Source organism: Floridaenema fluviatile BLCC-F154 (assembly GCF_041929135.1).
GTDB classification, from domain to species: Bacteria; Cyanobacteriota; Cyanobacteriia; order Cyanobacteriales; family Aerosakkonemataceae; genus Floridanema; species Floridanema fluviatile.
Window position 1 is genome coordinate 95,249 of sequence record NZ_JBHFNS010000016.1, and the last position, 13,713, is coordinate 108,961.

Consider the following 13,713-nt stretch of genomic DNA (forward strand, 5'->3'; position numbering starts at 1 on the left):
CTTGTAGATCTATTGGATATGTTGTATTTGTAGAGACGTTGTATACAACGCCTCTACAAATACAACATATCCTAATGATGGTGTTTATAACGGCTAAAAGTTGGCCCATAAGTAGCTAACAAATTTTGTGGTGAAAGAATCGCCTCTGGTTGTCCCGAACAAACTACTGTTTGATTCAAACAAATTACTTGATCGCAGTTACTATTTACCATATCTAAGTCGTGAGAAACTTGTAAAACCGTCCAACCTTGCTCATTTTTTAGTTCATTTAGCAAATAGTAAAAATCAGCTTCTCCCGAAATATCTACTCCCGCAAAAGCTTCATCTAAAACCAAAAGTTTCCGCGGATTAACCAAACAATAAGCAAGTAAAACTCTTTTTAATTCTCCCCCGCTTAAAGTGCCGATCGCCTGTTGTCGCAAATGATAAGCATTAACTCGTTGTAAAGCATTTGCGATCGCCTTTTCCCTCTCCCAGTTTCGTTGCCAAAACCTAGACAAATTAAATCTTTTCTCTCCTGACCATCCCAATCCGACCAACTCACTTACTGAAATGGGGAAACTGCGATCGAAAATAAAATGCTGCGGAATATAACCAATCAAATGCCGCAAACTTCCCAATCTTTTCGGCGGACGACCAAAAATTTCTACATTTCCCGAACTCTTAGGAAACAACTCTAAAATCGCTTGCACCAAAGTACTTTTACCGGAACCATTAGGGCCAATTATTGCTGTATCGGTTCCTGATTTTAACTCAAAAGAAACATCCCTGACCGCTAAATAATTACCCCGGTAAACTGTCAAATTATCCACTTTTAAAACCGGGACTTCTGCTAAACTCATTGCTGACAATTCTACTCTCTAAATTTATCTTGGGTATCCGACTGAAGTGGTTACTACAAAAAACACTGGGATTAGCGACAAGCAGCTTCAATTCCTTGAAGATTCGACTTCATACCTGTAATGTAATACTGCGGATCTTGATCTCCAGTTTCCAAAGGATCTAAAGTTCGCAAAGTTAAATTCAAATCTTGAGAAAGACTGCTTAACAATTTATTGTCCGTTCCTGGTTCACCAAATAAAGCCTTAACATTATACTTCTTCACTGTCGCAATTGTCTTCTGAATATCTTGGGGAGAAAGCTGATCTTCAGGAATTTGTACTACTGCTACTTGTTTTAGTTGATATCGCTGGGCTAAATAAGGAAAAGCATCATGGAAAGTAATAAAAGTACATTGGTTTCCCACTAACTTCAACCTTTGTTGAAACTGTTGATCTAAAGCTTGCAATTGTTTAATATAAGCAGCAGCATTCGCTTGGTAAATATCCTTATTTTTGGGATCTGCTGCAATTAAACCATCGCGAATATTTTCCACTTGTTTAATTGCTAAAACTGGATCTAACCACACATGAGGATTACCCTCACCATGATCGTGATCGTGCCCTTCTCCTTTTTTTTCCACTGGTTTTACCACAGGTGAAAGTTCCTGTAAAGGTTGAATACCTTGGCTAGCTTCAATCTGTTTTAACTTAGGATTTTGGGCATTTTTTACTGTACTTTCGAGAAATTCCTCTAAACCTAAACCATTTTTTACCAAAACATCAGCTTGGGCGATCGCCTGCACATCATTTGGTTTAGTTTGGTAATCATGAATTTCACTACCCGGAGGTACTAAAATATCCACCTGGGCTAAATCTCCAGTCACCGCCTTAGTAAACCAATACATCGGCAAAAATGTCGTTACCACCTTCAGCTTTGGCGTTTGTGGCGTAGTTTGCGCTACCTCAGAAGCAGACGGAGAACCCGAATTAGACTGATTACAACCCGCAACAGGTAGCAAAACCAGCAGCAAACCTAAAAACAACCTGTGCAATTTAGGGTAAGCCAAAACTTTTCTCCTTTAATCAAGTTAGAGTTTTTTTGAGAATCGATCCAATTATACTATAGTTAACATGAGAATGAATCTCATTCTATCTTTTTCAAGCTTTAGAAATTATTGATACCTATTTGCAATAATTCTCAAAAAAAACTTGATTTTTTTCGGAAAAGCCTTATAATACTTGAATCTTGACTAAATTCGGTGTGAGGTTAAGAATTATCCATGTTGAATATATCTTGCAATAAAGCCGTGATGGGATCGGCTGTGCTTAGTGTCAGCCTAGCTTTATCCACAGGTGCGATCGCCACCACACCCCCAACTACCCCAGAAAACAGCAATTTAGAAACCAATCTTACCCAAACAACCCTAGAACAAATCAACCAATACACAAACGAAAATCAACCAGAAGAAAACAGCTTAGAACAAGTAACATCAGTATCCCAACTGCGCGACGTACAACCAACAGATTGGGCATTTCAAGCATTACAATCCTTAGTCGAAAGATACGGTTGTATTGAAGGATATCCAGACAGAACCTATCGTGGCAATCGCGCCATGACTCGTTATGAATTTGCCGCAGGATTGAACAGTTGTTTAGATAGAATTCAGGAATTAATTGCTGCATTACCCCAAGGAATAAGCAAGGAAGATTTAGATCGACTACGAAGATTACAAGAAGAATTTACTGTAGAACTTGCTAACTTACGAGGTAGAGTAGATAACTTAGAAGCCAGAGTCACTAAAGTAGAATCCCAGCAATTTTCCACCACCACAAAACTAGAAGGAGAAGTCATTTTTGCTCCCGCTTCTATTTTTGCCGGAGACGATGCTTTTGGAAACAGACTAGACAGAAACCCCATTTTTGGCTACCGTGCTCGCCTGAATTTTGTTACTAGTTTCACGGGAAAAGATACACTTTTAACTCGGCTTCAAGCAGGTAATTTACCAGCTTTTTCTAGTATCACTAACACACCAGAAGGTGATTTATTCTTTGGTGCTGGCCCGTTTGAAACCGCAGATAATAATCTAGTTTTAGATGAATTATCTTACACCTTTCCTATTGGCGAAAAAACTGAAGTAATCATTTCCGCCAATGCCAGCGGTACAGATGGATTTACCGATACACTAAATCCTTACTTTGACGGTGATGGCGCTACTGGTGCCTTATCTCGCTTTGGTACTCGTCCAGCAATTTATTACCTAACAGAAGGGACAGGTATTGGAATTAGACACAAATTCACTGAGAGCATAGAAGTGAGTTTAGGCTATCGTGCCGACTCAGGTACATCCTCTTCTCCATTTCCCGGAGAAGGTTTATTTAATGGGCCTTACGGTGCTTTAGCACAGTTAACATTTCAACCAAGCGAACGTTTCAAATTTGGTTTAACTTATGCCCATTCCTACAATACTAGCCTCCTTACTGGTAGTCGGTTGGCAAATTTGCGATCGACTTTAGAAGCCTTCCAACCCTTTGCAGGTGATAACAACCTACCAATTTCTAGTAATGCTTACGGTGCCGGATTTTCCTGGCAAATTAATCCCGGATTTGTCATTGGTGGCTGGGGTGGCTACATTAATACTCGCACCCTTTCCACATTAGACGGACAACTGAACCGCGGCAGTTTAGATATTTATTATGGCGCAGTTACCCTAGCTTTTCCTGACTTGTTAAAACCAGGAAGTTTGGGCGGAATTATAGTTGGTGTAGAACCAATTGCTGATGCAACTCCTCGCCTTTCTACAGACTTATTTCGCGCTGGTTTAGGTGGCGACGATGACGATGTTTCCTTTCACGTTGAAGCCTTTTACCAATTTCAGTTAACCGATAATATCTCCATTACCCCCGGAGTAATTTGGCTAACTGCTCCCGATCATAATAGCAGCAACAGCGACATATTTATTGGCACAATCCGTACCACCTTTACATTCTAGTGGTAAAAGACCAGCACTATAAAGGGCTGGTCTAATATTTAAAATGTGTTGTTGTTAATTAGAAGAAATCCCAACTGCGCGTTCCCATGCGTGCAGAGGATAAACTTTCTTAATATCTATAATATTACAAAAGGTAGATGTTTGATCTCGGTAGTTATCCTGATTTTTGTCGTATTTCCACTACTTTAGTTGGGGACGACCCCAAATAATCCTTTCTTGCTTATAGATCGCTACGCCCGGTTTTGCTCCTTTTGGCTTATAAATATGTTTAGGTTCGGTATATACTACCGGAACTCGATCGCTTTGTCGAGAGCGACTATAGTAAGCAGCAAGATCCGCAGCATACTGTAAATCCGCCTCCTCCGCCACAGTTCCCGGTGCTAAACGCATCAGCACATGACTCCCCGCAATTTCTTGAGTATGAAACCAAAGATCGTAATCTCCAGCTAACCGAAATGTGAGATAATCATTTTGGCGATTGTTCCGTCCAACTAACAGTTCAAAACCGCTAGGAGTCTCGAATCGGTAAGGATGCGACTCCGATTCATCCCTAGTAGCACTACGATATTCTGGATCTTCCAGATACTTTTGTTGAATTAATTCTTCCCGAATTTCTGTCAAGGTTTGCAGATCTTCTGTACTACTATAAAACTCAGTTTGTGCTAAAGCCGCTTCTACCTGTTCCAGGTAATAAATCTCTGCGTTTACTTCAGCTAATAAAGGTTCAACTGCATTGCGAGCCCGTTTCAGTTTTTGGTGAACTTTGTAAAGAGATTGGGCATTTTGTACGGCATTCTTTTCGGGATCTAAGGGAATTTTTACAGGTTCGCCAGTCTCAAAATCTGCTAATATAATTGACTTCATTCCTGGTTGCCACTCATGCAAATGAGCCATTAGTAAATCAGCTTGTTGACGATGTTGATCCGCTGTGTCAGACTGCTGTAACCTTTGCTCAAAACCTTGCGCCTTTTGCCGTAGTTTGCCCAGAATACTATTTAGTTTTTGACTGAGTTGATGGCGAAGTTGTTTAAATTCCTGCTGATTTAATTGATCGGTGTAGTAGCGATCGAGCAAACTATGAACATCCTCAGCAGACTCAACCACACCCCAACCAAGTACAGTATACCCCTGTTCCGTCCACCCAGGAATAAAAGAATCGCTCCTCTTTTCCAAAACTAGCAACCATTCCTGCCACTTTTGAAACAAACTCTGCCAATCCGACTCTGTTAAAGTATCGCTAGATTGATTCGGATTGAGTCCAGCCGCTTCAATCATCGACTGCACCAACGCCGAACTTAAACCCCGATAACTTTTCAGCAAACATCGCCCCAACTTTCCCGGAATTAAACTAACTCTTTCTTGCCAACGCTGTTGAGATTCGCTCAAACTAGGAATCGGATCGGAAAGTATTGGTGGAACTTCGTAACGTTGTCCAGTTAAAATCGGGCGAACGCTAGATTGTTGTTCGTTGACTTGGTGCGCCGCAGTAATAATCATGTTGTCAGCATCCGTCAAAATGACATTGCTGTACTTACTCATGATCTCGACATAAAGATGCCAAAGTGCTGGATCTCCCGGACGTTTGCCAAACTGGAAATCTAAAACCCTTTCCCAAGGTGCTATTTCCCGAACTGCGATCAAAGCTAAACCGCCAAGTTGATGCCGTAACTGCTGACTAAAAGTAAATGTGTCGGGTGTTTTCGGTGGAGGTGCAGCAATACAAAGTCTGGCAGCTTGGGGATGCCAAGAAATATCTAGCCAACCTCGACCTTTCATAGTGCGGAGAGCTAGAGATATGGTGAAGCGATCGCGCTGATATACTTGTTCCAAGCGCGATGGTAGCCAGCCAGCTTTTAATTCTTCACAAGCAGCTGTCAGTGTAGTAAAGTCAACAGGTTGCAAAACAGCCGATTCTTCTTGAAAGGTCTACTTTCATCTTCTCAGATCCCAGACATTATTACAAAAAATTAAGGTGAGCTTCAACCCACCTTACCCATTAAAAATTACTAAAACCTAAGTTATTGAGCAACTTTTTGTTTTTTCTTCAACCCAACAGACAGAACACCAGCCGCCAACAACGCTCCCACAGTACCAGGTTCAGGTACACTTTCCACTGGAGTAGTACCAACCTTAATTTGATATGCCAAATTAGAACGCATCGGTTGAGTACCTGTCCAACTCATCAATGATTTACCTGTCAGAGTAAAGGGAGCAGTTATATCACTAATTTGCAGATAGTTCACATTATTAATACCTGACTTGGAAGAAAGCGGATCGTCAATTGCCACTCCATCAAAAAACAAATTGCTGAGTGTCATTTCGCTATTATCTGTGGCACGGGTGCGGAAGAAAATATCTGTTACTGGGCCACTAAAAGCATTTGTAGTCAGTAGTTGACCGCCAACAGTATAATTAACTACGCTTCCAGTGTACTCTAGAATAAAATCTACTAGATTGCCATTTCCCCAAGTCAACTGACCTTGCTCTACTGGAAGACCACCTAATTTTACATCGTCGTTAATCCCGATTTCCCTTTCGCCACCTGTACCACTGTTGTTACCAATGCGACCTTCGGCAACAAATAGTTCATCAAACAGCCCATCATCAAGGAGTCCTCTGAATTCGGTATCAGTAAAGCCTGTGCGATCGACGATCGTAAAAGCATTAGCCGCAGTAGGAACAGAAACGGCTCCTAAACCAACTACTGCTAAAGTAAAAAATACGTCACGTAAGTTAATCATTTTTAAGAGTTCCTACTTTCTACAATTAATTGTTAGGATGGCGGAAAAAGAATTAATACTGTATTTTCAGTCTTTTTCGGTAATTCCTTTACCTCTTCTCTAAACTAGACTACCGCTTCTCTTCGTGCCTAGAGAAAGTGACTATTTTTACTAAATCTTTAATATATCCCCGACTTTGTTAAACTTTAATCGCAGATTGTCAGTCTCACTATTCTATTATTGAGCATCAGTTCGGCAATCCTTTTGCCACAGAAATTAATGTTGATTGTTCAGTTCTATACCTTTAGAGAGAAGTCAAATTCTGAAAAAGGTGAAAAAACCGGAAGAAAAACTAAAAACAATTGTTTTCTTGGCATTTAGCCTTGTAACTCGCAATTTTTGGATTTATCATGGGAGTAGAATCGTAAAAGCTCCTCATACTGCTAGGCCGTCAATCTCTCATGGATATTCAGCTGATCAACATTGGTTTTGGTAACATCGTCTCTGCAACTCGAGTAGTAGCCATTGTCAGTCCAGAATCCGCCCCTATTAAACGCATCATCACAGATGCTAGAGATAGAGGGCAACTGATTGATGCAACCTACGGACGACGTACCAGAGCAGTAATCATTACTGATTCCAGCCATGTAATTCTTTCCGCCATTCAACCGGAAACAGTCGCTAATCGCTTTGTCGTCAGCAAAGAGGTTACGGCTACAGAACACTAAGCTGGTCAGTTTTAGATTTGAATTTTGGGTTTTTGTTGCTCATCAGTCAAAGCCTATTGCTCAACAGTTGTCTGTAAAGAATCATTGGTAATTACCAAACAATTCTTAACCAAATTCTTAACGAATGACAAATGACAAATGACAAATGACGAACGACAATTTAAAATCTAAAATCTCAAATCTAAATTCAATCTTATGGAAACAGGCAAACTGATTGTTTTCACCGGACCCAGTGGAGTGGGTAAAGGTACCTTACTGCGAAAACTCCTAACGCAGCATCCCGAATTGGTACTTTCCACTTCTGTAACTACTCGTTTACCTCGTCCCGGAGAAATTCACGGGACAGATTATTATTTCGTTAATCTGGAAAAGTTCCAGCAAATGGTAGCAAATCAAGAACTGTTGGAATGGGCAGAATTTGCTGGTAATTATTATGGTACACCTCGCTTTCAGGTAGAAGAACTGATTTCCCAAGGAAAGTGGGTAATCTTGGAAATTGAATTAGAAGGCGCAAGACAAATTCGCCAGACTTTTCCCAAAGCTTTACGGCTGTTTATTTTACCTCCTTCCCTTTGGGAGTTAGAGCAAAGAATTCGTCGTCGGGGAACAGAAACAGAAGAAGCTATTGCTAAACGTTTGCGACGTGCCCAAGAGGAGATTAACGCCGCCAATGAGTTTGATATTCAAATTGTCAATGATGATTTGGAAAAAGCTTTGGAGAATCTGGAAGCAGCACTTTTTGTCCCCTGCTAAAAGTAATTTATACCGCTACCTATAGTAGATGAAACTGGGTAACAAACAATTTCATCTGCTATAGGTTCTGGGTAGTGGTTATGGGCAACTAATTGAATTTTAGGATTAGTAATTACCGCCACTTTTTTGAGGTAACTAATATTAATTTCCCCATATCCCAATAATTTAGAAACTTGCGATCGCATTTCTGAGAGAATATTTTCTAAAAGAGCTTTTAATTCTTTATAAGAGCTAAATTCTTTACGTAAATTTTCCACAATTGGTTCTAAGATTAAGTTAATCTGTTCGGCTTGAATTTCCCTACTTGCTTGAGGTTGCAAAAGTTGGATTAAATAGATTAGTCGTTTATTATTGTGTTTAATTTCTTGGGTGATAGCTTGAATTATAAGATTAGTAATATAATCCATTAGGACGGGAATTAGGGTAAAACCGAAAGAAGTTTTGAGAATTAGCGATCGCCTCTCCAAAGACATCAACACCACAGGCAATTTTTGCCGAGTTTCCCAACTTAAAATCTTATTTCTTAATTCCAGCAAAGTAACAGAACGACGATTAACCGCTAACCAGTACAGCACCTCTTTCTCTAACTCAGAACACCGACTTACCTGTTCCTCTAAAAGTTCATAAATATTCTCAAATCTGATTTCTCCTTGTTGCCATAAAGAAATAAAATAAGAAACATTACCATCAAACAACTCTTGAATTTGAGTAGCTAGCATTTTTAAAATTAAAGGATTACCAGCACAATATTTTTCTATTATTTCCCAATCAGATGCCGAGGCAGAAAAATTACCTTTAAAGTTAAATAAATGGGGAATCTCTGCTAACTGCAAACCCGACAATTGCAAACAGCGAACAGGCAAAGCTTCCCCTTCAAGAACAGCAACTTCTTTCGGTTTTTCCCGACTAGTTAACACCAAGCAGCTTTTCGATAACCCTTCTCCCATCCGTTTAAATAACTCACCATAACCTTGAAAAGCCTGACCATATTTTCCCGCTAATTCACCTCTTTGGAAAATCGATTCTATATTATCCAGAATTAATAAACAACGATGTTCTTGTAAAAAGTTAACTAATTCACTTATTCCCTCATTGATATTTCTAACAATAGGTTGATTATCAAAGAGAAATTGCAAAATTTTCCCTAACTTTTCTTCCACAGGCGGTGCGTGACGGAGACTGCGCCAAATTACATACTCAAATTCTCCTTGCAATTGTTGTGCTAACTTCACCGACAAAACAGTTTTGCCAATTCCCCCCATACCTAATAATGCAATCAGTCGGCAATTTTCTTTTTTTATCCATTGTTCTAATTTAGCAAGTTCTGTTGTTCGACCATAAAAATAAGAAACATCAATTGATTCTCCCCAGTCTTGCTGTGGGACAGAGTTAGGTTTGAGGAAAAGATTTTTGATATTTCTTTTTGCTGAAGCTTGCTGCTGCAAATTTGGGATTTCTGCATATCGATATAAAACACAGCAGAAATTAGTTTTAGTAACTCTCTGTCCTAATGCACAACTAAGCTTTTTCCACAACTGAGCGCCAACATTCTTTACATGACCCACATCATAACCCGAACTGGCAGCAATCTCTTCATAACTTTTTCCATCCCAAGCTTGGCGAAACAAAATTATATCAAGTTTATTTAATGAATCTGGCTTTAAGGCTGCATCAACAATTTCTAAAGCTTGCTCAATATCCATTCCGTGTAAATGCGTAACTTAAATTAGTTAACCCTGAGAATTGGAAGCATATTTTCCATTCTTCCCAGAGTATATCATGACTTTTTACCTGACTTTCTGACTTAATTTTCCTGACTTGATTGTGACTTTGCACGGTAGAAAATAATTTGAAAAAAGGGTTTGATTAGATTTAGTGTCTATCAACTAGTTGTTTCTCAAATTTAGGTTTTTATCTGTTCGACGTTGCTGATTCCTATTGATATTTCAGTGCGTCTACAATTACTCCAACCGTAGGAAAAATATGTTAGAACTCAACAGTTTATTTGATGAAAAATATTATTTGCTGCAAAACTCGGATGTAGCGATCGCCTTCAGCCACAGTAACAATAGCTTTCAATCTGGTCAATTACTGACTCGATAGTTGCTTTGCTGCATAACAGCAGCTTATCGGTCAAAGTCATCCAGCGTACTGTCATTGAGTAATCAATGGCTCAGCTTTGCCATGACTGCACCGCCAATTTCTCATAGCCTGGGTTGCCAAAAACCTGACTTTCTCCAAATTTGGGTCACTTTTTCCACGATTAACCATAACTAAATTCTGACAGGGTGAACAGATGAGTATTGATTTATTTGATGCCAGTTACTACCAAGCAGCAAATCCCGATTTAGCTCAAGCTGGTTTAACGACAGAAACTCAATTACGTACACACTTTGAAACAACTGGGCTAAACGAAGGACGAGAATTCTCCCCTTGGGTCAATCTCAACCTCTACCGTGCAGCAAATACAGATCTGCAAGCAGCCGGATTAACCACTAATCAGCAACTTTTCACGCATTTACAAAATAATGGTGTTGCTGAGGGGCGAAAATTCTCACAATTTGGGGACATCAATTATTACTTACAAAGCAATAATGATGTTAACCAATTTTTCCAAGGAAATCGAGAACAAGCTTTCCAACATCTAAAAAATAATGGAGTCAAAGAAGGACGGCTGTTTTCACCCTTAGTTGACCTCAACTTGTATCGAGATTTCAACTCGGATCTGACAAACTTGGATAATAGCCAAGCATTGCAGCACTTGGCAATATTTGGTGTGAGAGAAGGACGACAATTTTCTTATCCCTTAGACCTCAACTATTACGATTTAAATAATCCCGATCTGCTAACTTATTACGCTGGCACTAAAAATTTGGAACCCGAAGCAGTGCTAGATAATCCAGCAGAATTATCATCTTATAATCAGTTTCTCCTCTGGCATTTCACCACCTTTGGAATTAATGAAGGTCGTCGCTCTTCCGATGAATTTGATGTCAATTACTATCGCACGGCTAATTCAGATTTAGCAGGTTTGAGCAATCAACAATTGTATGACCACTTCCGCGCCTTTGGCATCAACGAACTGCGAGCTTTTTCTGATTCTTACGATGCTGAACACTACAGTCAGACAAGCATAGCTGATGATATTTTAAACCTCACCCCGGCACAACTTTACAACTATTACATTACTAGCGGTATCGAGCAAGGTGATAATGCCGTTCCCTTCTTTAAACCACCAAATGAGGTGTTGCCAGAATTTGATTTAATAAGTGGAAATAACTCAATTAGCGGCATCTTAAACGCAGGGGATGGAGCGAATCTGAATCGCAAAGGTAGCTATTCAGAAGAGTATCTTTTGAACGGACTCGATCCTGGTCAGCAAGTTCAACTTGACTTGACAGCAGATTATGATGCTTACTTGCAACTGGTGGATTTGATCACTGGAGAAGTACTTGCAGAAAACGATAATATTGGCTCTGGAAATTCCAACTCCCGGATCAATTTTACCGTCGAGCCAGGTGTAGAATATCTGGTGCGTGTTAGTGGTGATAATGCGAATGCTGTAGGTGCTTTCACCCTTTCTGGTCAAGCTTCTTCAACTATTGTGGGTACTCTGGCTGCTAACGGTGGCAATGTCTCTGAAAGTATAACTAATACTGATTTGCCTGACCCCGATGAACCCAACGCATTTAAACGAGATTACCGTTTAGATTTAACTGGAGTCAATTCAGGGCAAGAATTGAAAATTGCTCTTAATTCTGACAGCTTCGATACTTATGTAGAACTGATCGATGCCGATACAAAAGAGTTCATTCACTTCAATGATGACATCGATGACGAAACTACCGATTCACAATTGCGTTTTGTGGTCGAGTCAGGAGTTAATTACGCAGTTCGCGTCACCTCTTTTGACGAGCAGGAAACGGGGAACTTTACCTTAACGTCAATGGTGGAAGCGGGAGCTACTCCACTAATTGGTCGAGATGAAACGGTTGCAGGAACGTTTACTCCTAGTAGCGATTCTAACCAGAGGGATATTTACACTTTGGAAGGTGTTAATCCAGGTGAACAAATTCGGGTTAATGTTGAATCTGAGACATTTGACAATTCCGTACAATTGTTTGCCAATGGCGTTCTTATTAGCAGCAACGATGATGCCAATGACGAGAGTGACTCGGAGTTAACTTTTACTGTTGAGGCTAATACAACTTACCAGATTCAAGTTGATCGTTCTCAGCAAGATACCGCTGGTGAAGGTCATTACACTATTACGACGACACCATTAACAGGTGAAGGTAGTACAGTTACTCTCAGCGATCCAGGAATGCAAAGCCTCCTAGCTAATAAAACAAGCGTGGGGCGTGAAGATGTATTGGCGTTTATTAACCAAGCAACCGCTGATGGAACAGTTTCGGTTGAAGAACAAGCGGATTTGAAGGAATTGGCTAGCGAAGCGGTAGCTTTGAGAATGCCTGATTCAGTTAAATCTCAACTTGTTCAGGTGAATGATGCGATCGATCAAACAGATCAAAATACCTCTGTCGCTGCTACTGTAATTCAAAGTGCGGCGGGTGCGATTACAGGCATAAGAAATCCAATAGATGCCTACGGTGGAAAGGGTGATACAGCAAGAGAAAAAACTTCATCGGGAGGAAAGCTTATCACCCATATGCCTATTGAAGGCAAGCTTTATGCTGATAATGAACCGAAAATTCGTGGCATCAACCAGCTTGGCTTAGGTGACTGTGCGTTTATGGCAGGGCTAGGAGCAGTTTTTGCGACCCCTAAATCTGAAGAAAGAATGAAGGAATTCATTCGAGAAAACAGTGATGGCACTTATACATTTCGCTTTTTTACTGCTCCGGGTAAGCCATATTACGTTACGGTTGATCAAACTGTGGCAGTTGAGAAGAGAAACTTCACAATAAATTTGACAGATCAAAATAACACAATAGTTGATAGAAAGGAGTTTAATTACTACGCAATGCCTTTTGCTCAGAGGGGCGGTATTGCAACGGAAATTAAGCTGCCATTCAAGTTCGAGAATGGTGGGACTGAACAGACCGTTGAATTACCACAAGATCGCAGAACGCTTCTTGCGAAAAGTGACACTTCAATTTGGGTGCCTTTGGCAGAGAAAGCTTATGCCCTATTTAGGCAAGAAACGGCTAGCGAGGCAGACAAGGCCGGAAAAGGGAAAGGGGGCTATGATTTGATTGGTAACGGCGATGGTGTCACCCAGCCACTTGAGCGACTTACGGGTAACAAACCTGAATACTATGACATCAATGATGTAACTTTTGATCTGATTACTGGGGCATTGCAGGAAGGTCAGGCGATCCTAGCGGGTACACCACAGAACGTTAAAACGAATCTGCTAGTTGGATCGCTGCTAGTTGGTCCACATGGATATTCAGTTACCAACACCTATGTAGATCCTTCAAGCGCAGGCGGTACTCAGCACGTCGTTGTGCGAAATCCTCATGGTTTAGATAATGGTCAAGTAGCTTCTGGCGATCCTTATGATGGATTTATCGATATGACCTTCGATCAATTCAAGAGCGGCTATTTCGGTCTGGCGATCGTCTAAACTTTTCCCCCAACCTCTCTCTGATTTGAGATGTGGTCAAAAATCAATAGCAAGTCCGATGTTACCGGATTTGTCTCTCTCTTTCAAGAAATATTTCTGTTTCTTGAAAGA

At 40.4% G+C, this 13,713-nt stretch carries 9 protein-coding genes; 4 read left to right on the forward strand and 5 right to left on the reverse strand.

The features are described 5' to 3' along the window. Positions 1-71 precede the first annotated feature (71 nt). Together ACE1B6_RS02105 and ACE1B6_RS02110 are read right to left on the reverse strand one after the other, a co-directional pair. Positions 72-842: a metal ABC transporter ATP-binding protein gene (locus ACE1B6_RS02105; RefSeq protein WP_413255573.1), complete on the reverse strand. Its 771-nt coding sequence runs from the start codon at positions 840-842 to the stop codon at positions 72-74. 71 nt (positions 843-913) lie between these two features. After that, positions 914-1,888 carry a metal ABC transporter substrate-binding protein gene (locus ACE1B6_RS02110; RefSeq protein WP_413255574.1) on the reverse strand — a complete coding sequence of 325 codons (975 nt, stop codon included), beginning with the start codon at positions 1,886-1,888 and terminating at the stop codon, positions 914-916. A 213-nt stretch (positions 1,889-2,101) separates the two neighbouring features. Between ACE1B6_RS02110 and ACE1B6_RS02115 the strand changes: the two genes are divergently transcribed. Beyond that, positions 2,102-3,811: an iron uptake porin gene (locus ACE1B6_RS02115; protein WP_413255575.1), complete on the forward strand. Its 1,710-nt coding sequence runs from the start codon at positions 2,102-2,104 to the stop codon at positions 3,809-3,811. Positions 3,812-3,991: 180 nt separating this feature from the next. Here ACE1B6_RS02115 and ACE1B6_RS02120 read toward each other — a convergent pair whose 3' ends face one another. Together ACE1B6_RS02120 and ACE1B6_RS02125 are read right to left on the reverse strand one after the other, a co-directional pair. Next, positions 3,992-5,713, reverse strand: coding sequence for an Rqc2 family fibronectin-binding protein (locus tag ACE1B6_RS02120; protein ID WP_413255576.1), 1,722 nt, complete (start codon positions 5,711-5,713; stop codon positions 3,992-3,994). A gap of 116 nt (positions 5,714-5,829) precedes the next feature. Beyond that, positions 5,830-6,552 (reverse strand): choice-of-anchor W domain-containing protein, encoded by a 723-nt coding sequence (locus ACE1B6_RS02125; RefSeq protein WP_413255577.1) that lies wholly within the window; start codon positions 6,550-6,552, stop codon positions 5,830-5,832. A 440-nt stretch (positions 6,553-6,992) separates the two neighbouring features. Here ACE1B6_RS02125 and remA point away from each other — a divergent pair, with 440 nt between their 5' ends. Both remA and gmk read left to right on the forward strand, forming a co-directional pair. Then, a complete protein-coding gene (remA, locus tag ACE1B6_RS02130) occupies positions 6,993-7,259 on the forward strand; it encodes an extracellular matrix/biofilm regulator RemA (RefSeq protein WP_413255578.1) in 267 nt (88 codons plus the stop codon). Between the two features lie 195 nt (positions 7,260-7,454). Then, positions 7,455-8,012 carry a guanylate kinase gene (gene gmk, locus ACE1B6_RS02135; protein ID WP_413255579.1) on the forward strand — a complete coding sequence of 186 codons (558 nt, stop codon included), beginning with the start codon at positions 7,455-7,457 and terminating at the stop codon, positions 8,010-8,012. Here the strand turns inward: gmk and ACE1B6_RS02140 are convergent. Beyond that, complete coding sequence (locus ACE1B6_RS02140) at positions 8,009-9,715, reverse strand: NB-ARC domain-containing protein (RefSeq protein ID WP_413255580.1); 1,707 nt, start codon at positions 9,713-9,715, stop codon at positions 8,009-8,011. The two genes, gmk and ACE1B6_RS02140, sit on opposite strands and share 4 nt — an antisense overlap. A gap of 593 nt (positions 9,716-10,308) precedes the next feature. On the opposite strand from ACE1B6_RS02140, the gene ACE1B6_RS02145 reads away from it, so the two are divergent. Beyond that, positions 10,309-13,602, forward strand: coding sequence for a calpain family cysteine peptidase (locus ACE1B6_RS02145; protein ID WP_413255581.1), 3,294 nt, complete (start codon positions 10,309-10,311; stop codon positions 13,600-13,602). Positions 13,603-13,713 lie beyond the last annotated feature (111 nt).